Origin of the sequence: Rhodanobacter sp. FW102-FHT14D06 (assembly GCF_043950705.1) — a bacterium.
GTDB lineage: Bacteria > Pseudomonadota > Gammaproteobacteria > Xanthomonadales > Rhodanobacteraceae > Rhodanobacter.
Genome location: NZ_CP170722.1, coordinates 1,385,035 through 1,402,433 on the forward strand (window position 1 = coordinate 1,385,035; position 17,399 = coordinate 1,402,433).

The window sequence follows — 17,399 nt, forward strand, 5'->3', positions numbered from 1 at the left end:
AATCAGGATTGGGGGTGGATCACCGCGGCGCGGCCGCGGCACAGCAGGCGGCCTTGGTGCTCGACGCGGAACGCATACTGGGCGCCGCCGTCGTCGGCGTACAGACATTCGGCATGGACGTCCAGACGGCCATCCAGATGGTCGACATGTTCCGCGAACAAGTCCACCTCGCGCAGGCTGACCAGCCGGCCGGGGCGCACCGTTTCATGGCCCCGCTCGCGCGCCAGCAATGCGCCATGCACGGCCATCGCCTGCGCACCGTACTCGGCCAGGTGCACCGCGTGCAGGCCGTGCCCGCCGCGCAGCGGGTTGTCCAGGCGCGCGTGACCGGCGCTGATGGCGTGGATGCCGCGCTCGTCCCACGCCAGTACCGCATCGAGCAGGCACATGCGGCCGGCGTGCGGGATGAGGTGGGCCCAGTCAGTCTTGTCGAGCATGCGGCGCCATCAGGATCGACAGGCAGAAGTGGAACGCCACGCCCAGGCTCACCGTGAGCCCGATCGCGCGCAACACCGGAATCGTCGCCCACGCCAGCATGCCGAACACCAGCAGCGCGGACAGCACGCAGACCAGGGTGGCGTGCAAGGTGCGCCGCTGCTCGGCCGGGTCGCCGGTGTCGCGCTCGAAGAACAGCGCGTAATGCAGGCCCAGGCCGCCGGCGAGGATCAGCGCGACCAGGTGGAACAGCGAGATCTCGATGCCGGCCACGCGTTCGACCGCCAGCACCAGGAAGGTTGCCAGCGTCATCGGCGCCAGCACGTGCCAGGCGCGGCGCGCGCTGCGCAAGGCGACCGAGATCGTCACCACCAGCAGCAGTCCGGCCGCCAGCAGCGCCTGCAGGATGCGCGTGCGATAGGCGGCCACCAGCGATTCGGAGGCGGCCTTGAGATCAAGCAGATGCACCGCGCCGCCGCGGTCCGCGCCGAGCGTCTGCAGCGCGGCGACGTCATGCACGCCGCTGACCGTGGCCAGGCCCAGCCAGTGGCCATCGCGCTGCACCAGCATCGCGGCCAGGCGCTGGCCCAGCGGCGTCTGCGCGTAGCGCTCGGGCGTCAGCGGCGGCAGCGCGCGTGCGGTTTCCACGTCATCGACGAACGGCTGGAACAGGTCGGCGCGGAACGGCATGCCCTGCAGCGCCCCGGCCAGCGCATGTTCGAGCATGGCGCGATCGGGCAACTTCTGCTGCCGCGCGCGCTGCTGCGCCACGGCAGGCAGGTAGCGCGAGGGCAGCTCGATCGCGTCGACCGCATGTCGCGCCACCAGCGCGTCGGCCTGCGGCTGCAGCGATTGCGACAGCGCCAGCACGCCCTGTTCGGTGGGTGCCTGCAACAACAGCAGGTAACGCACGTCCGGCGCGCCCAGCGCTTGGCGCAGACGCGCATCGTGCTGCAACAACGCGGTCGGCACCGGCGTCAGCGCAGCAAGGTTGTTCTGCCAGAACGGGCCCGGCGCCAGCGCCAGCATCGCCGCGATCGCCAGCGCCACCAGCAGCGAAATCCAGCGCGGGCGCGGCAGCCGGTCGAGCCAGCCGCGAGCACCGATCAACCAGCCCATCGCGGCCACGTCGCGCACGCGCCGCGGCAACAGATGCGGCAGCAGGTAGCGCGTGCTCAGGCCCGCCACCAGCAACCCCACGATGGTGAACACCGCCAACTGCTGCAGCCCGGCCACGCCGGAGGCGTAGAACGCGAGGTAGGCGATGCAGGCCGAGGCGATCGCGGTGAGCAGCAGCGGCCACAGGTCGCGCACGCTTTGCAGTGCGTCCTCGCCGGCGCGGCGGTGGCTGAGCACGCGGATCGGGTATTCCTGCGCCACGCCGAGCAAGGTGAAGCCGAACGCCAGAGTGATGCCGTGCACTTCGCTGAACACGAGGGTGAGCGCGGCGATGCCGGCCAGTGCGGCGCTGGCGATCGGCAGCGCGGACAGCAGCAGCGAGCTCACGCTGCGATAGGCCAGCAGCAGCAGCGCGATGAACCCCACGGTGGAGATGCGCCCGATCCAGTCGGCCTGGTGCCGCGTCTGCGCGCCGATCACCACGCTGAAGTAGCCCGGACCGCTCAGTTCCAGCCGCGCGTCGGCACTGCCGGGCAACACGTGGAACGCCTCGCGGATGCCGTCGATCGCCTGCTGCTGCGCGCCGGGGTCGAAGCCGGCGGCCACGGTCTGCACCAGCAGCAACGCTTCGTGCTGCGGGGTGAACCACACGCCGTCGCGCAGCTGGGGCGATTTCGCCGGCGCCCAGCGCTCGGCCAGTTTCAACGTCTCCAGCGTGGGATCGCGCGGCAGCAGGTTCTTCAGCAGGCTGGCGGCCGGCGAAGAGAGGTCGTCCAGCCGCTGCTGCAACTGATCGGCGAGATAGGCCTCGTCCAGCGGCTGCGTGTCCAGCGTGGGCGAGAGCAGGTAGCGATACGGCAGCAACCGGGGATCGAGCGACGCGAGGTCGAAGCTGCCGTTGAGCACCTGGCTGTAGCGCGCGTCCTTTTTCAGCGCGGCGGCGAGGCCCTGGCTCAAGCCGGCCAGTTGCCCGTCGGAAGCGCCGGAGATCGACAGCAGCAGCAAGCGCGAACCCGGCCCCTCGCCCACCTGCTCCATCAGCAGGCGCTGGTCCGGCGTGGTCGGCGCGGGCATGAAGCTGCGCAGGTCGCTGCTGACGTGCAGGCGCTGGCTCACGATCCAGCCGAGTCCGGCCAGCGCCAGCAGCCAGGTGACCAGCAGCGTGGCGCGGGCGCCGCGGTGCATGTTCAGGGCGAACCCGTGCACAGCGCCTGCAGCTCGGCGCGGGTCGGTTCGGCCGGCATCTTTTCGGCGAGCGGACCAAGCAGGTCGACCGCCAGGTCGCCGTCGGCCTCCTGCATGTGCATGCAGCGCGACTGGTCGCCCACGCCGTCGATGCGGATGCGCGCGACCGTCTTCGCCACGTGGGCGTCGCGCGGCACCAGGGTCAGCGTCCACGCGCCGGCGGCATCGCCTTCGCGCTGGATCTCGAACGCCTGCTCCAAGCGGGCAGCATCACCGCCGAGCAAGGCAACGAAGCTGTCCAGCAGCACCTGCAGCTGCGGCGCACGCTTGAGCGAAAAGTGCCGCGCCGGCTTGCCGTCGCGCTGCTGGGTCACTTCGCCGTCGGCGATCGTGGCGGTCTCCGCGCGAGGGTGCTCGACGCGCCGCTGCAGGCGGTCGTCGCCCAGCCAGGACAGTTGCCCGGAGACCACCAGCGGACGATCCAGCATCTTGAGGAAACGCGCCTCGGCGAACGCGGTGTGCGCCGGTGCCGGCTGGCGCAGGCCGGCGATCACGGCCTGGGTCGAGGTGGCCGCGACCGCCGGTTCAGACGCCCACGCGGTGACCGCCCAGCACGGCAGCAGCAGGTTCAGCAGCAGGCGGGTCTTGCCAGAAATCATAGAAGTTGAACCAGTTGTAGGGAGCGACGCGGATGTAGTGCTCCAGCCGTTGCGCGTAGCGCTCGAGCAGGGCGTCCAGCGCCGGCCCCCGATCATGCCGGGGAATCTCCACTCGTTCGCTGAACGGCTCGAACACCAGCCGGTAGCGATTGCCGCCGAGGTAAAGCCCGAAGCACAGTACCACCGGCACCTTGAGCGTATGCGCCAGCAACCACGGGCTGACCGGGAACGGCGCCGGCGAGCCCAGCAGGTCGACGCGGCGCAGCACCTCGTGGCCGCGGCCGCGGTCGGCCAGCATCGCCACCAGCGCGCCGTGCTGGCAGGCTTCGGCCATGGCCAGCGCGATCGAGGTGCCATCCTGCGCGGCGTCGATCACGCAGGCGCCCACCTCCGGCGCCAGCGCCTCCAGCAGCTCGGTCATCGCCGGGGTCTTCTGCTTGTCCAGCACCACCCGCAGCGGCAGCTCGGGCCGGCGCGCGCCGATCGCGCGCAGCGCCTCGAAGCTGCCCTGGTGCGAACCCAGCAGCAACACGCCGCGGCCCAGCGCAGCACGCTGTTCCAGCAGGTCCAGGCCTTGCGTCTCGAACTGGAACGGCTGCTCGCCGTGGGCGAGCAGGAAGATCCGGTCCATGATCGTGGCGGCGAAACAGTGGATGTGCTTCAGCACCTGCCATGGCGTGGCCGGGCGACCGAACACGCGCTGCAGGTAGCGCGCCGAAGCCCGGCGCTCCGGCCCGCGGCGGCAGTAGAAGTACAGCGTGATCGGATACAGGCAGCAGCGGCCCAGCCGGCGCCCGCCATGCAGGGCAATCGCGCGGATCAGCCACAGCGCGAAGCGGCCGCCGCCCTCGGGCCGGCTCTGCCAGTGTTCGCTGTCGCTCATGCCTCGCCCTCGATGACGCCACGCGCCAGCAGCATGCCGTCGCGCTCGATGCGGAAACGGACCCGCGAAGCCGATGCCGCGACGGGCATCAGTTCCAGCCGGGCCGCTTCGCCGGGCCGCAGCGGCGCCACGAATTTCGCCTCCGGCACGCGCACCAGCCGCTGGCCGCGCCACGCGCGCAGCGCCAGCGCCAGCTGCTCCAGCAGCAACACGCCGGGCACCAGCGGCTGTCCCGGGAAGTGACCGGGCAAGGCCGGATGATCGGCCGCGAACTGCAACGCCTGTGCGTACCCGCTCATGGCGAGACGCCGCCGTTGCCGTGCAGCAGCTGCGGCCAGCGCAGGGCCAGTTTCAGCAGCATGTCGTGCAGGCCGGGGTGGCTGAGATGGCGCAGGCGCCAGCGCCGCCAGGCGTACTCCAGCAGGAACGCCGCGCCCAGCAGCAGGTAGCAGCCCACGTGCAGCCATGCCGAGGCCCAGCGCTCGGGCACCGACCACGCCGACGTCACACCGAGGCGCGGCAGCAGCCCGTCGCGTGCGGCGAACAGCAGCAGGCCGGTCAACAGCAGCGCCTGCGCCGCCAGCAGCACGGTCCAGAACCAGGTGATCTGCCGCGCATAGCGCGCCACGCCGGGCTCGCGCAGCCGCTCGGCACCCTCGATCGCCACCACGAAACGCGCCACCAGCGGCTCGCCGCCGAGCAGGCTGCGGCCAAACCAGCATGCCAGCGCCACGTTGATCAGGATCGGCACCGCCTCCAGCAGCAGGTCGGCCAGCCCGAGCCGCGAGGCCAGCCACACGCCGGCCAGCATCAGCAGCCACAGCAACCACGGCAGCGGTCGGCGCGACTGCAGCCGCGGCAGCATCAGCACGCTGGCCAGCACCGCCAGCGCCAGCAGCGCGAAGATCGGCCGATGGGTGACCACCCCGGCGATGGCGAACACCGGATAGGCGAGCAGCAACCACAAGGCGTGGCGCCGCGAGGTCGGAACATGGGGGGATACGGCGGATTTCATGCGCGATTCCGCGACGACTCGGTCGGCACCGGCAGCTTGCCACGCGTGGCGCACGGTGGCGTGACGAAGGCGGGAAGCGCGGCGCCATGCAGCGCCAAGGCGTCCATGACCAGCCCGCACGACCGCTCCATCCCGCACCGACCGTTCAGGCGCGGTGCTGCTCGACGTGGCTCGACAGATTGCGCAGGCTGGCGAAGATCTGACGGTTTTCCGGGTTGTCCGAGCGCAGCTGGAAGCCGTAGCGCTTGGAGACGGCCAGGGCGATCTCCAGTGCATCGATGGAGTCGAGCCCCAGTTCGCCCCCGAACAGCGGTGCATCGGGGTCGATCTGCTCGGCATTGACGTCCTCGAGGTTGAGGCATTCCACCACCAGGGTGGCCAACTCGTGCTGCGCCTCTGTCTGTTCCGCCATGCTCGATTCCGTACGCCAGATGCATTGCCTCCCCCCGGTGGCAGTGGGCGCAGAGTGTAACATAGCGGCCTTGTCGTTCCGGTTGGCCAGCATGATCCAGGGATGTGAAAACCCGCAGGTGGAAGCTCGGGCGCGGCGGGCGCCGCAGGTGTCCTATCGCATGGCGGAGGTCGCCACCCTGCTGGAGGCGCCGGGCACGCTGGCGGTGCTCGGTTTCGACCCGGCCGTACCCTCCGGTGACGATCCGCGCCACCTGCAGGTGGCGCTGGCCAGCACCGATGCCCCCGCGCCGCTGGAACTGTGGCAGGTGGACGCGCCGGTGCGCTGCGGCATGGAAGGCGCGTTGCGCTGGTCGACCGGCGGCGGCTGGCTGTTCGCCGCGGTCGAGCTGGACGAACGCGAACACGGCGGCGCCCGCGCCACCGCAAAGCAGGCCTACGACTTGCTGCACCGGTTCGTCGCCGGCCGCGACGCACGGCACGTCCTGCGGGTGTGGAACTACATCGGCGCGATCAACGACGGCGAAGGCGATGCGGAACGCTACAAGCGCTTCTGCGAAGGCCGCGCCGCCGGCATGGGCGATTTCTTCGCCGAAGGTTTCCCCGCCGCCACCGCGATCGGCCACCTCGCGGCGGAACACCGCCTGCAGGTCTACCTGCTGGCCGGCGAGCAGGCCGGCCACCGGGTCGAGAACCCGCGCCAGGTCAGCGCATGGCGCTACCCGCGGCAATACGGCCCCACCCCGCCCAGCTTTGCGCGGGCGATGCTCCTGCCGGCCCGCGACACGCTGGCCATTTCCGGCACCGCCGCGGTCGTGGGCCATGCCTCGGCCCACCACGACAACCTCGATGCGCAGCTGGAGGAAACCCTGACCAACCTGGACGCGCTGCTGGCCAGCGCCGACATGCGCGCCGGCTTCGACACGCATTCACCGCTCAAGGTCTACCTGCGCCACGACGGCGACGCGCCACGCGTGCGCGACGCGCTCCGGCAGCGCCTGCCGGGCGTACCCCTGCTGCTGCTGCACGGCGACATCTGTCGCCGCGAACTGCTGGTCGAGATCGACGGCTGGCGCTACGTTTAGCGATGCGCCGGTTTCATCGGGAGTCCTTCGCCGATGGCTCCAGCGAATCCAGCAGCTCGATCATCTGGGAACGAACGTAGGGATTGGACGTTTTCCCGTGATCCGCAGCTTGCTGGTTCCTTACCGGCGACCGCATGAGCAATTTGCCGGTAGCGGCCTGGAATACCGAGATCACGGCCCTGTAACCGACCGTCGGCGCAAAGGACTCGCTGGACTGCTTGTACGAAGACGCCGAATAGCCAGGCGCCACCGAGGGGCGGTAGTCGATGGCCACCCGGTACGGCAAGGCGATCTCCGCGGCGCGCGACGCGGTGGCGGTGAACGCCGGATCATCGGAGTCCACGTTGTGGACGGTCACGTCGTGATCGCGGGCCCAGGCGAAAACCGCGTTGCCGACGTTGACGCAATTGACGCTGTCGCTGGTGCATGCCACGTAAAGCGAGAAGCGCGGGGTGTCGTCTGCGGCGAACAGTTGCAGCGATTGCAGTTGTCGTTGCTGGGCGCCACTTGTCGTCGAGCCGGCGCCAGCGCAACCGTAGAGCGCAATCGACGAAACCACGATCAAGCCATTCAGCCATTTCTGCATCACAGTCCTCCTTCCTTGCCGAGTGTCACGGTCGGAACACGCACGGGGCTCGTCGCGGGCGCGCAGATCGCGTGGCGCGAAAACAGCGCGAGCGGCCCTTCAGCTTTCGCTCCTCACTTCTGTTTCACCGGTCGCCGCCAGCCCTCGAACGTCTGCTGTCGGGCGCGCGCCAGAGTCAGCTGGCCTTCCGGCGCGTCGCGGGTGATCACCGAGCCGGCGCCGAGGGTGGCTTGCGCGCCGATGCTCACCGGGGCGACCAGGGCGCAGTTGGAGCCGATGAAGGCGCCGTCGCCGATGCGGGTAACGAACTTGTTCACGCCGTCGTAGTTGCAGGTGATGGTGCCGGCGCCGATATTGACGCCACGGCCGACCACGGTGTCGCCGAGGTAGGTGAGGTGGTTGGCCTTGCTGCCTTCGCCGATGCGGGTTTTCTTGGTCTCGACGAAGTTGCCCACGTGCACGCCGGCGTCCAGCTCGGTGCCCGGACGCAGCCGCGCGAACGGGCCGATCGTGCACGGGCCGTGAGTGACCACGCCGTCGAGATCGCAGTGCGGATGCAGCACGGTGCCGGCGGCCAGTTGCACGTCCTTCAGGCGAGTGAAGGCGCCGATGCGCACGTCGTCGCCGAGCACCACGCGCCCTTCCAGGATCACGTCGATGTCGAGCTCGACGTCGCGGCCGGCCTCGACCGTCCCGCGCACTTCCACGCGCAGCGGGTCGGCCATGCGCACGCCATCGCGAAGCAACGCGTGCGCGGCGCGGCGACGCCAGGCGGCTTCCAGCTCGGCCAGTTGCACGGGATCGTTGGCGCCGGCGGCTTCCACCGGGTCGGCGCACTCGACGCTGAGTGCGCCGCGGCCCTCGGCGGCAGCCATCGCGAAGATGTCCGTGAGGTAGTACTCGCCTTGCGCGTTGTCGCGATCGAGTTGCTTGAGCCAGCCGCGCAGGGCCAGCGCGTCGGCCAGCAGGATGCCTGTGTTGACCAGGTTGACCGCGCGCTGGCCGGCGTCGGCGCCCTTCTCCTCGACCACCTCGCGCACGTGGCCGTTGCCGTCGCACAGCACGCGCCCGTAGCCGGTCGGATCGGCCAGCCGCGTGGTGAGCAGGCTGAAGCCGCCTTCGGCGTCCAGCAGCTGGCGCAGCGTTTCCGCGCGGGTCAGCGGCACGTCGCCGTACAGCACCAGTACGCGTGCCGCGCGCGGCACGCCGGCGATCGCCTGCTCCACCGCGTGACCGGTGCCGAGCCGCTCGGCCTGCAACACCCAATGCAGGGCCTGCCCCGGCTCTGATCCGGGATCGTCCTGCCCGGCAAACGCCGCGCGCACCTGCTCGCCACAATGCCCGTAGACGACGTGGATGGCGGCTGGCTGCAAGGTTCGCGCGGTGGCGAGCACGTGCGCCAGCAGCGGCTTGCCGGCCAGCGGCATCAGCACCTTGGCGCGATTGGATTTCATCCGCGTGCCGGCACCGGCCGCCAGGATGATCACGTGCAGCGGCGTTGTTTCCATCGGTTGCGACCCCGTTCCGAACGAAGCAAAAGCATAGCAGCCGATGCCGCCGGTCCGGTGCGGCCGAGCCCTCGCCGCGGCTTGCGAAGGCGCATACAAAAGCGCAACGATCGCCGTGACAGACTGGTGCCGACAAGCAGCAAACAGACGAGGTGCAGCATGACGCGCATGACCGGAATCCATCCGTGCAGTTTCGTGGCCCTGCTTGCCCTGGCCGCGGCCGGCGGGCTGGCACCCGCGATGGCGGCGGCCGCGCCGCCGCCGACGATCGCCGTGGGCGAGCCCGTTCCCGGCGCGCGGGTCACCGTGAATTACGTCAATCCGGAGGAGTTCAGCGAGGCCCGGCAATACGGCCTGCAGGACCGCTTCAACGGGAGGAGCTATCTGGAGCCGCTGAAAGCCCATCTGATCAAGCGCGCCACGAAGATGCTGCCGGCCGGCGATCGCCTGGAGGTCAGCATCACCGACATCAAGCTCGCCGGCGGCTACGAGCCCTGGCACGGCCCGCAGCTGAGGTACGTGCGCTTCATGAAGGACGTCTATCCGCCGCGCATCGATCTCGACTTCAAACTGACCGACAGCAACGGCAAGGTGGTGCGCGAAGGTTCGCGCAAGCTGCGCAACCTGGGCTACCTGCAGAGTGGCGCCGCGCGCGTGGGCGATACCGATCCGCTGCGCTACGACAAGGCATTGATCGACAGCTGGCTGCGCCGCGGGCCGGAAAACCTCTAGCGGCAGGAATCCGGCCGCGGGGCCTCAGTGCTTGAGGTTCTTGCGCAGCCGCTCCAGCGCCTGCAACTGGGCCATCGCCTGGGTGAGCCGGGTCTGTGCCTCGGCCAGTTCGATCGCGTCGGTGCGGTTGGCCAGCGCGTCGCGCGCTTCCTTCATCGCCTGCTGCGCGGATACCTCATCCAGGTCCGCCGCCCGTGCGGCAGTATCGGCCAGCACGGTGACCACCTGCGGCTGCACCTCGAGGATGCCGCCGGAAACATAGAACTGCTGGCGCTCGCCGCCTTCCAGCAATACGTCGACATGGCCGGGCTTGAGTCGGGTGATCAGCGGCGCGTGGCGCGGCGTGATACCCAGCTCGCCCTGGTCACCGGTCGCCACGACCATGGTCGCCTCGCCGGAAAAAATCTCGGCCTCGGCGCTGACGATGTCGACTCGGATGGTTGTCATGGGGTCTCTCTCACTGCGTTCGTTCGACGGGAATGGGGAACAGGGAAGGGGAAAGGGTTGAAAGCAGGGCAACGCGGAACGGAGCAGCGTTTGCTTTTCCCATTCCCTATTCCCGATCCACGAAAGCCGCTCAGGCGGCTTTCTTGGCCCCCATCTCCTCACCCTTCTTGATCGCCTCGTCGATGCCGCCGACCATGTAGAACGCCTGCTCCGGCAGGTGGTCCACGTCGCCGTCGACGATCATCTTGAAGCCACGGATGGTTTCGGCCAGCGACACGTACTTGCCGGGCGAGCCGGTGAACACTTCGGCCACGTGGAACGGCTGCGAGAAGAAGCGCTCGCACTTGCGCGCGCGGTACACGGCCTGCTTGTCCTCTTCGGACAGCTCGTCCATGCCCAGGATCGCGATGATGTCCTTCAGCTCCTTGTAGCGCTGCAGCGTACCCTGCACGCGGCGGGCCACGTCGTAGTGCTCGGCGCCGACCACGTTCGGATCGAGCTGACGGCTGGTCGAGTCGAGCGGGTCCACCGCCGGGTAGATGCCGCGCGAGGCGATGTCGCGCGACAGCGTCACGGTGGAGTCCAGATGCGCGAAGGTGGTCGCCGGCGACGGATCGGTCAAGTCATCGGCGGGCACGTAGACGGCCTGGATCGAGGTGATCGAGCCGGTCTTGGTCGAGGTGATGCGCTCCTGCAGCACGCCCATTTCCTCGGCCAGCGTCGGCTGGTAGCCCACCGCCGACGGCATGCGGCCGAGCAGCGCGGACACTTCGGTACCGGCCAGGGTGTAGCGGTAGATGTTGTCGACGAAGAACAGCACGTCCTTGCCCTTGCCGCTCTCGTCCTTCTCGTCGCGGAAGTACTCGGCCATGGTCAGGCCGGTCAGCGCCACGCGCAGACGGTTGCCCGGCGGCTCGTTCATCTGGCCGTAGACCATCGCCACTTTCGACTCGGGCAGGTTGTCGATTTTGACGACGCCCGCGTCCTGCATCTCGTGGTAGAAGTCGTTGCCTTCGCGGGTGCGCTCGCCGACGCCGGCGAACACCGACAGGCCGGCGTGCTGGGTGGCGATGTTGTTGATCAGCTCCAGCATGTTCACCGTCTTGCCCACGCCGGCGCCGCCGAACAGGCCGACCTTGCCGCCCTTGGCGAACGGGCAGACCAGGTCGATCACCTTGATGCCGGTTTCCAGCAGGTCGTTCGACGCGGCCTGCTCGTCGTAGCTCGGCGCCTCGCGGTGGATCACCCAGTGATCCTTCGCCTCGATCGGGCCGACCTCGTCGATCGGATTGCCCAGCACGTCCATGATCCGGCCCAGGGTGGCCTTGCCGACCGGCACCTTGATGCCTTCGCCGGTGTTGCGCGCCATGAGGCCGCGCTTCAGGCCCTCGGTGGAGCCCAGCGCGATCGCGCGCACGATGCCGTCGCCGAGCTGCTGCTGCACTTCCAGCGTAATATCGGTGCCGTCGATCTTGAGTGCGTCGTACACCTGCGGCACCTGGTCACGCGCGAACTCCACGTCGACGACCGCGCCGATGATCTGAACAACTTTGCCCTGGCTCATGCTGATAGCTCCGGATGAATCTCTAAGTGTCTTGTCATAGCGCCGACGAAGCGTCGCTTCATTTGAGAGTGCAACCACGGATGGCTGCTTCTTGATCTTGCCCTGCGATCACGAATGATCGCTTCCCTTCAACAGTGCGGCCATGGATGGCCGCTTCTTGACTTGCTCTTGCAGGCATGGATGCCTGCACTCATACCGCCGCGGCACCGCCGACGATTTCCGATATTTCCTGCGTGATCGCCGCCTGGCGTGCCTTGTTGTAGGTCAGCGTCAGCGTGTCGATCACCTTGTTCGCGTTGTCCGACGCGGCCTTCATCGCGACCATGCGGGCGGCGTGCTCGCTGGCCAGATTCTCCAGCGTGGCCTGGTACACCACCGACTCGATGTAGCGGCCCAGCACGTGCTCCAGCACGGTCTGCGCGTCGGGCTCGTAGAGGTAGTCCCAGTCGTGCCCGGCTTCCAGCTTCACGCCCGCATAGGCCGACTCGCCGGCATCCTCATGCGCTTCCAGCTCGGCCGCCACCAGCGGCAGCGGCAGCAGCGCGTCGATGGTCGGCTTCTGCGTCATGGTGTTGACGAAGTCGCTGTAGGCGAGGAACACGCGATCCAGGCCGTTGGCCGCGTAGGCGTCCATCATCACCTTGATCACGCCGACCAGCTGCTCCAGCCGCGGTTTCTCGCCCAGGTGGCTGACCGTGCCGACCAGGTTGACGCCCTTGATGCGGCGGAAGAACGAGATCGCCTTCTGGCCGATCGCCACCACGTCGACCTGCACGCCCTGCTTCTGCCACTCGGCGATCGCCGGCAGCAGGCGGCGGAACAGGTTGGAGTTGAGGCCGCCGCACAGGCCGCGGTCGGTCGACACCACGATGTAGCCGACCCGCGCCACGTTGTCGCGCTCGACCAAAAACGGATGGCTGAAATCCGTGCTGGCCTGCGCCACGTGCGCGATCACCTTGCGCATCAGCCGCGCATACGGGCGCGAGGCGCGCATCAGGTCCTGTGCGCGACGGATCTTGGCCGCCGAGACCATCTCGAGCGCGCGCGTCACCTTGCGCATGTTCTGCGTGCTCTTGATCTTGGTTTTGATTTCGCGTCCGCTTGCCATCTTCTACTCGCTCGCTGTGCTCACTCGTGGGGTTGCGGATCCGGGATTCACGGAAACGGCGAACTCGCGTCCTGCCGCATCCCTGACCTCGATCCCGAATCCCGGCCCTCTCACCAGCTGCCGGTCTTCTTGTACTCGTCCAGCGAGGCCTTGAAGGTGGCTTCGATGTCGTTGTCCCAGGCGCCGGTGGCGACGATCTTCTTCATCAGTTCCTCGTGGGTCTGATGCATGAAGGCGTGCAGGCCCTTCTCGAACGGCAGCACCTTGTTCACCGGCAGGTCGTCGAGGTAGCCCTTCTCGGCGGCGTAGACCGACAGCGCCAGCTCGGCGATCGACAGCGGCGAATACTGCTTCTGCTTCATCAGCTCGGTGACGCGCTGGCCGCGATCAAGCTGGGCGCGGGTGGCCGGGTCCAGGTCCGAGGCAAACTGCGCGAACGCGGCCAGCTCGCGGAACTGCGCCAGCGCCAGCTTGACGCCGCCGGAGAGCTTCTTGACGATCTTGGTCTGCGCCGAACCGCCCACGCGCGACACCGAGATGCCGGCGTTGACGGCCGGGCGGATGCCGGCGTTGAACAGGTCGGTTTCCAGGAAGATCTGGCCGTCGGTGATCGAGATCACGTTGGTCGGCACGAATGCGGAGACGTCGCCACCCTGGGTCTCGATGATCGGCAGCGCAGTCAGCGAGCCGGTCTTGCCCTTGACCTCGCCGTTGGTGAACTTCTCGACATAGGCCTCGGACACGCGCGAGGCGCGCTCGAGCAGACGCGAGTGGAGATAGAACACGTCGCCCGGATACGCCTCGCGGCCCGGCGGGCGCTTCAGCAGCAGCGAGATCTGGCGATAGGCCACGGCCTGCTTGGACAGATCGTCGTAGACGATCAGGGCATCCTGTCCGCGATCGCGGAAGTACTCGCCCATCGCGCAACCGGAATACGGCGCCACGTACTGCAGCGCGGCCGACTCGGAGGCCGAGGCGACCACCACGATGGTATTGGCCAGGGCGCCGTTCTCTTCCAGCTTGCGCACCACGTTGGCGATCGACGAACGCTTCTGGCCGATCGCCACGTAGATGCATTTGATGCCCGAATCGCGCTGGGCGATGATCGCGTCGATCGCCAGCGCGGTCTTGCCGGTCTGGCGGTCGCCGATGATCAGCTCGCGCTGGCCGCGGCCGACCGGGATCATCGCGTCGACCGACTTGTAGCCGGTCTGCAGCGGCTGGTCGACCGACTTGCGCCAGATCACGCCCGGCGCGACCTTCTCGACCGGCGCGGTGAGCTTGGCGTTCAGCGGGCCCTTGCCGTCGATCGGATTGCCCAGCGCATCGACCACGCGGCCGAGCAGTTCCGGGCCGATCGGAACTTCGAGGATGCGGCCGGTGGTCTTGGCGGTGTCGCCCTCGCGCAGGTGCTGGTAGTCGCCCAGCACCACCGCGCCGACGGAGTCGCGCTCGAGGTTCAGCGCCAGCGCAAACGCATTGCCCGGCAGCTCGATCATTTCGCCCTGCATCGCGTCGGCCAGGCCGTGGATGCGCACGATGCCGTCGGACACGCTGATGATCGTGCCCTCGTTGCGTGCTTCGGCGCCGAGCTTGAACTGCTCGATGCGGCTCTTGATCAGTTCGCTGATCTCGGACGGATTCAGTGTGGTGCTGGACATGGTCATCTATCCCGGAAATGAAAAGCTCTTGTTGAACAGTCCGGCCCGGATGGCCGGCCTTGCTCTTCGCGAGATGGATCTCGCGTGAAACCAATCTGTCCGACCATGGAGGGTCGGGTTTTGCTCGTCGCGAAAATGGACTTCGCGTGAAACCAAACTGTCCGGCCCGAACTGCCGGTATTGCCTTTCGCGAAGCTGGCTTCGCGTGAAACTACTGGCTCAATGCGCCAGCCAGCTTGGCCAGCCTGCCGCGCGCGGAGCCGTCGATCACTTCGCTGCCGGTGTCGATCACCGCACCGGCCAGCAGCGAGGCATCGACCTGGGTATCCAGTTCGATCTCGCGCTTGAAACGGCGCTTCAGCGAAGCCTTGAGCTGCTCGGTCTGCGCTGCGTCCAGCGCCATCGCGCTGGTCACCTTGACCAGCAGCTGCGACTCGGATTCGCGCTTGAACGTCTCGTACAGCTCGGCCACCTCCGGCAGCAACGCAAGGCGTCGCTGCTCGGCCATTTCGGCGAGGAACTGGCCGAATGGCGCATCGGCGGCGATGCCGGCCGGCAGATGCAGCGCGACGAGCTGCGCGGGCACCACCCGCGGATCGTTGCCGAGACCGGCCACGCGCGGATCGGCCGCGACCGCGGCGGCGAACGCCAGCGCCTGCGACCACGCGTCCAGCGTGCCGGCGGCATGCGCCACTTCGAACGCGGCGCGGGCGTAGGGACGGGCGAGGGTGATTGCCTGGGCCATCGATCAGATCTCGGCCGCGAGCTGGTCGAGCAAGGCCTTGTGCGTCGACGCATCGACCTCGCGCTGCACGATCCTGCTGGCGCCGGCCACGGCCAGCGCACCGACCTGCTCGCGCAGCTCGTCGCGCGCGCGCTGGGCCATCGAGGCGATGTCGTCCTGCGCCGAAGCCTTCAGGCGATTGATTTCGCTGACGGCCTCGCCACGGGCCTTTTCGATGATCTGGTTGGCCTGCTGCTGGGCCTTGTCGATGATCTCCGAGGCTTGCAGGCGGGCCTGCTTGATCTCGGCCTGCACCTTGGAGTCGGCAGCCTTCAAGTCGGCATGCGCGCGCTCGGCCGCATTCAGGCCTTCGGCGATCTTGAGCTGGCGCTCTTCGATGGCCTTGTTGAGATACGGCCAGATGAAGTGCACACAGAACCAGATCAGGATGGCGAATGAAATCATTTCGCCAATCAAGGTCGCGTTGAAATCCATCGCTGCGTTACCTGCAAATACGGGTTGAACCGAACCCGGGCGTCAGGACGCCCGGGTCGAAACGGCGGCGCTGTGCGCCGCCACGTGACTCAGGCACCGGCAAGCTTGGACAGCAGCGGGTTGGCCACGGCGAAATACATCGCCAGCGCCACGCCGATCAGGAACGCCGCGTCGATCAGGCCGGCGAGCAGGAACATGCGGCCCTGCAGCAGCGGCACCAGTTCCGGCTGGCGTGCAGCCGCTTCGAGGAACTTCGAGCCCATGACGCCGATACCGATACAGGCACCGAGCGCACCGAGGCCGATGATCAGGCCCAGCGCGATGGCGGTGAAGGACTGCACTTGAGCAATTTGAGTGATGAGTTCCACGACGGTCTCCTGAGAAAAGCAAACTGGGAATGGCAAAAACGGATGAAACGAAGGATTCGACAACAGCCAATCAGTGGTGATCGTGCGCCATCGAGATGTACACGATCGTCAGCACCATGAAGATGAAGGCCTGGATCGAGATGATCAGGATGTGGAAGATGCCCCACACCGTGTAGCCGATGATGCCCGCGCCGTACAGGGCCCAGCCGGCCAGGCCGGCGCCGGCACTGAACAGGCCGGCGATCAGCATGAACACCAGCTCGCCGGCATACATGTTGCCGAACAGTCGCATCGCCAGGCTCACCGGTTTGGACAGCAGCTCGACCACGTTGAGCAGGAAGTTGGGCAGCCACAGGAACGGGCTCGAGCCGAACGGCGCGGTGAACAGCTCGCGCATGTAGCCGCCGGCACCCTTGGCCTTGAAGCTGTAGAAGATGATCAGCACGAACACCGTCAGCGACATCGCGAAGGTCATGTTGATGTCGGCGGTGGGCACGGCGCGGAAGTGGCCGACGCCGAACTTCTCGGTGATCCACGGCAACAGGTCGACCGGCAGCAGATCCATGGCGTTCATCAGGAACACCCAGACGAACACGGTCAGCGCCAGCGGACCCAGCACGCGGCGGTCGCCGTGGAACACGTCCTTGACCTGGCCATCGACGAACTCGAGGATGATCTCGACAAAGGCCTGACCCTTGGAAGGTACGCCGGCCGTCGCCTTGCGTGCCTTCAGCCAGAACCACATGCAGAACAGCACGCCGAGCGCCAGCGACACGCTGACCGAGTCGAGGTGCACTGCCCAGAAGCCTTCCTTGCTCGCGTGCGGAACAAGATGCTGCAGGTGGTGCTGGATGTATTCGGTAAGCCCGCCCGACTCGCTCGCCATGCTTCAACCCTTGAATCTGAACGCCAGCAGATAGACCGCGTAGGCAGCCACCAACCCCGTGATGGCGGCCAGTGGCGGCAACTTGAATTGGAACAGGATCACGACCAGCCCTCCGACGATCACGATCCATTTCAGGAGCATGCCCGCCAGCAGCCGACCCAGCGCCAAGCCCGCGCCGCCGATGCCGCTGAACATCCGCGCCGACATCACCGCGGTACCCAGCGCCACCACCACCGCGCCTGCCGCGGCCGACACCGCTTCACGACGCCCCAGCGCAAGGAAGGCGAGTCCCGCCAGCAAAGCCACCGCGAACTGCAGCGATGCGATGCGCAAGGCGAGGCGCCGACCCGAGGCCAGGTTGTTGAGCAAGTGACGTCTCCGCGCGCGCCCTTGTCAGGCGACGCGATCCAGTCACCCGCCACGATCCGAATCCGTAAAAGTATATCAGTGCGCCGATTGCCCGGACAAGCCGCGAAGCCTGCCAATCGCCGCCGCGCCCGCCAGCGCACAGCTTGGCGCGAGGCCTGC

20 protein-coding genes are annotated in these 17,399 nt (G+C 67.8%); 2 read left to right on the forward strand and 18 right to left on the reverse strand.

Translation table 11 applies throughout. The features are described 5' to 3' along the window. Window positions 1–2 precede the first annotated feature (2 nt). The 7 genes from ACFCQI_RS06360 to ACFCQI_RS06390 form a co-directional block, all read right to left on the reverse strand. Window positions 3–437, reverse strand: a complete 435-nt coding sequence (locus ACFCQI_RS06360; protein WP_395120606.1) for a phosphotransferase — start codon at window positions 435–437, stop codon at window positions 3–5. Next, window positions 421–2,739, reverse strand: a complete 2,319-nt coding sequence (locus ACFCQI_RS06365; protein ID WP_395120608.1) for an MMPL family transporter — start codon at window positions 2,737–2,739, stop codon at window positions 421–423. The genes ACFCQI_RS06360 and ACFCQI_RS06365 overlap by 17 nt, the downstream gene beginning before the upstream one ends. Before the next feature lie 2 nt (window positions 2,740–2,741). Beyond that, window positions 2,742–3,398 (reverse strand): LolA-related protein, encoded by a 657-nt coding sequence (locus tag ACFCQI_RS06370; RefSeq protein ID WP_395120610.1) that lies wholly within the window; start codon window positions 3,396–3,398, stop codon window positions 2,742–2,744. Beyond that, on the reverse strand, window positions 3,325–4,281 hold the full coding sequence (locus ACFCQI_RS06375; protein WP_395120612.1) for an acyltransferase: 957 nt from the start codon (window positions 4,279–4,281) through the stop codon (window positions 3,325–3,327). The genes ACFCQI_RS06370 and ACFCQI_RS06375 overlap by 74 nt, the downstream gene beginning before the upstream one ends. Next, window positions 4,278–4,580, reverse strand: coding sequence for a hydroxymyristoyl-ACP dehydratase (locus ACFCQI_RS06380; RefSeq protein WP_395120613.1), 303 nt, complete (start codon window positions 4,578–4,580; stop codon window positions 4,278–4,280). The genes ACFCQI_RS06375 and ACFCQI_RS06380 overlap by 4 nt, the downstream gene beginning before the upstream one ends. Next, entirely contained in the window at window positions 4,577–5,296 is a 720-nt protein-coding gene (locus ACFCQI_RS06385) for a xanthomonadin biosynthesis protein (protein ID WP_395120614.1), read from the reverse strand. The genes ACFCQI_RS06380 and ACFCQI_RS06385 overlap by 4 nt, the downstream gene beginning before the upstream one ends. A 145-nt stretch (window positions 5,297–5,441) precedes the next feature. Then, window positions 5,442–5,708: a phosphopantetheine-binding protein gene (locus ACFCQI_RS06390; RefSeq protein ID WP_395120615.1), complete on the reverse strand. Its 267-nt coding sequence runs from the start codon at window positions 5,706–5,708 to the stop codon at window positions 5,442–5,444. A 91-nt stretch (window positions 5,709–5,799) separates the two neighbouring features. Between ACFCQI_RS06390 and ACFCQI_RS06395 the strand changes: the two genes are divergently transcribed. Continuing rightward, a complete protein-coding gene (locus tag ACFCQI_RS06395) occupies window positions 5,800–6,792 on the forward strand; it encodes a pteridine-dependent deoxygenase (RefSeq protein WP_395120616.1) in 993 nt (330 codons plus the stop codon). A 13-nt stretch (window positions 6,793–6,805) separates the two neighbouring features. Here ACFCQI_RS06395 and ACFCQI_RS06400 read toward each other — a convergent pair whose 3' ends face one another. Beyond that, complete coding sequence (locus ACFCQI_RS06400) at window positions 6,806–7,378, reverse strand: hypothetical protein (RefSeq protein ID WP_395120617.1); 573 nt, start codon at window positions 7,376–7,378, stop codon at window positions 6,806–6,808. 113 nt (window positions 7,379–7,491) lie between these two features. Beyond that, window positions 7,492–8,886, reverse strand: a complete 1,395-nt coding sequence (glmU, locus tag ACFCQI_RS06405) for a bifunctional UDP-N-acetylglucosamine diphosphorylase/glucosamine-1-phosphate N-acetyltransferase GlmU (protein WP_395120618.1) — start codon at window positions 8,884–8,886, stop codon at window positions 7,492–7,494. 168 nt (window positions 8,887–9,054) lie between these two features. Here glmU and ACFCQI_RS06410 point away from each other — a divergent pair, with 168 nt between their 5' ends. Continuing rightward, the gene (locus ACFCQI_RS06410) at window positions 9,055–9,618 is read left to right on the forward strand and encodes a DUF3016 domain-containing protein (protein ID WP_395120619.1); all 564 of its coding nucleotides are present in this window, start codon (window positions 9,055–9,057) and stop codon (window positions 9,616–9,618) included. A 24-nt stretch (window positions 9,619–9,642) separates the two neighbouring features. Here the strand turns inward: ACFCQI_RS06410 and ACFCQI_RS06415 are convergent, their stop codons facing one another. The 9 genes from ACFCQI_RS06415 to ACFCQI_RS06455 form a co-directional block, all read right to left on the reverse strand. After that, the gene (locus ACFCQI_RS06415; protein WP_395120620.1) at window positions 9,643–10,065 is read right to left on the reverse strand and encodes a F0F1 ATP synthase subunit epsilon; all 423 of its coding nucleotides are present in this window, start codon (window positions 10,063–10,065) and stop codon (window positions 9,643–9,645) included. A gap of 130 nt (window positions 10,066–10,195) precedes the next feature. Next, the gene (atpD, locus tag ACFCQI_RS06420) at window positions 10,196–11,629 is read right to left on the reverse strand and encodes a F0F1 ATP synthase subunit beta (protein ID WP_395120621.1); all 1,434 of its coding nucleotides are present in this window, start codon (window positions 11,627–11,629) and stop codon (window positions 10,196–10,198) included. A 190-nt stretch (window positions 11,630–11,819) separates the two neighbouring features. After that, complete coding sequence (gene atpG / locus ACFCQI_RS06425) at window positions 11,820–12,737, reverse strand: F0F1 ATP synthase subunit gamma (RefSeq protein WP_395120622.1); 918 nt, start codon at window positions 12,735–12,737, stop codon at window positions 11,820–11,822. Window positions 12,738–12,847: 110 nt separating this feature from the next. Next, window positions 12,848–14,398 carry a F0F1 ATP synthase subunit alpha gene (gene atpA, locus ACFCQI_RS06430; RefSeq protein WP_395120623.1) on the reverse strand — a complete coding sequence of 517 codons (1,551 nt, stop codon included), beginning with the start codon at window positions 14,396–14,398 and terminating at the stop codon, window positions 12,848–12,850. Window positions 14,399–14,609: 211 nt separating this feature from the next. After that, window positions 14,610–15,143 carry a F0F1 ATP synthase subunit delta gene (locus ACFCQI_RS06435; RefSeq protein ID WP_395120624.1) on the reverse strand — a complete coding sequence of 178 codons (534 nt, stop codon included), beginning with the start codon at window positions 15,141–15,143 and terminating at the stop codon, window positions 14,610–14,612. A gap of 3 nt (window positions 15,144–15,146) precedes the next feature. After that, window positions 15,147–15,617: a F0F1 ATP synthase subunit B gene (locus ACFCQI_RS06440; protein ID WP_395120625.1), complete on the reverse strand. Its 471-nt coding sequence runs from the start codon at window positions 15,615–15,617 to the stop codon at window positions 15,147–15,149. Between the two features lie 89 nt (window positions 15,618–15,706). Next, window positions 15,707–15,976: a F0F1 ATP synthase subunit C gene (gene atpE / locus ACFCQI_RS06445; protein WP_395121285.1), complete on the reverse strand. Its 270-nt coding sequence runs from the start codon at window positions 15,974–15,976 to the stop codon at window positions 15,707–15,709. A gap of 79 nt (window positions 15,977–16,055) precedes the next feature. After that, window positions 16,056–16,871 carry a F0F1 ATP synthase subunit A gene (atpB, locus tag ACFCQI_RS06450; protein ID WP_395120626.1) on the reverse strand — a complete coding sequence of 272 codons (816 nt, stop codon included), beginning with the start codon at window positions 16,869–16,871 and terminating at the stop codon, window positions 16,056–16,058. A gap of 3 nt (window positions 16,872–16,874) precedes the next feature. Next, the gene (locus ACFCQI_RS06455; protein ID WP_395120627.1) at window positions 16,875–17,240 is read right to left on the reverse strand and encodes a hypothetical protein; all 366 of its coding nucleotides are present in this window, start codon (window positions 17,238–17,240) and stop codon (window positions 16,875–16,877) included. Window positions 17,241–17,399: the final 159 nt, after the last annotated feature.

Excerpts from the sequence above, each read along its gene's own strand:
- ACFCQI_RS06415 (WP_395120620.1), bottom strand. The coding sequence starts at position 10,065 with ATGACAACCATCCGAGTCGACATCGTCAGCGCCGAGGCCGAGATTTTT.
- glmU (WP_395120618.1), bottom strand. The coding sequence starts at position 8,886 with ATGGAAACAACGCCGCTGCACGTGATCATCCTGGCGGCCGGTGCCGGC.
- ACFCQI_RS06440 (WP_395120625.1), bottom strand. The coding sequence starts at position 15,617 with ATGGATTTCAACGCGACCTTGATTGGCGAAATGATTTCATTCGCCATC.
- atpG (WP_395120622.1), bottom strand. The coding sequence starts at position 12,737 with ATGGCAAGCGGACGCGAAATCAAAACCAAGATCAAGAGCACGCAGAAC.
- ACFCQI_RS06380 (WP_395120613.1), bottom strand. The coding sequence starts at position 4,580 with ATGAGCGGGTACGCACAGGCGTTGCAGTTCGCGGCCGATCATCCGGCC.
- ACFCQI_RS06400 (WP_395120617.1), bottom strand. The coding sequence starts at position 7,378 with ATGCAGAAATGGCTGAATGGCTTGATCGTGGTTTCGTCGATTGCGCTC.
- ACFCQI_RS06365 (WP_395120608.1), bottom strand. The coding sequence starts at position 2,739 with ATGCACCGCGGCGCCCGCGCCACGCTGCTGGTCACCTGGCTGCTGGCG.
- ACFCQI_RS06395 (WP_395120616.1), top strand. The coding sequence starts at position 5,800 with ATGATCCAGGGATGTGAAAACCCGCAGGTGGAAGCTCGGGCGCGGCGG.
- ACFCQI_RS06370 (WP_395120610.1), bottom strand. The coding sequence starts at position 3,398 with ATGATTTCTGGCAAGACCCGCCTGCTGCTGAACCTGCTGCTGCCGTGC.
- ACFCQI_RS06375 (WP_395120612.1), bottom strand. The coding sequence starts at position 4,281 with ATGAGCGACAGCGAACACTGGCAGAGCCGGCCCGAGGGCGGCGGCCGC.
- ACFCQI_RS06385 (WP_395120614.1), bottom strand. The coding sequence starts at position 5,296 with ATGAAATCCGCCGTATCCCCCCATGTTCCGACCTCGCGGCGCCACGCC.
- atpB (WP_395120626.1), bottom strand. The coding sequence starts at position 16,871 with ATGGCGAGCGAGTCGGGCGGGCTTACCGAATACATCCAGCACCACCTG.
- ACFCQI_RS06410 (WP_395120619.1), top strand. The coding sequence starts at position 9,055 with ATGACCGGAATCCATCCGTGCAGTTTCGTGGCCCTGCTTGCCCTGGCC.
- atpA (WP_395120623.1), bottom strand. The coding sequence starts at position 14,398 with ATGTCCAGCACCACACTGAATCCGTCCGAGATCAGCGAACTGATCAAG.
- ACFCQI_RS06390 (WP_395120615.1), bottom strand. The coding sequence starts at position 5,708 with ATGGCGGAACAGACAGAGGCGCAGCACGAGTTGGCCACCCTGGTGGTG.
- ACFCQI_RS06435 (WP_395120624.1), bottom strand. The coding sequence starts at position 15,143 with ATGGCCCAGGCAATCACCCTCGCCCGTCCCTACGCCCGCGCCGCGTTC.
- atpD (WP_395120621.1), bottom strand. The coding sequence starts at position 11,629 with ATGAGCCAGGGCAAAGTTGTTCAGATCATCGGCGCGGTCGTCGACGTG.
- ACFCQI_RS06360 (WP_395120606.1), bottom strand. The coding sequence starts at position 437 with ATGCTCGACAAGACTGACTGGGCCCACCTCATCCCGCACGCCGGCCGC.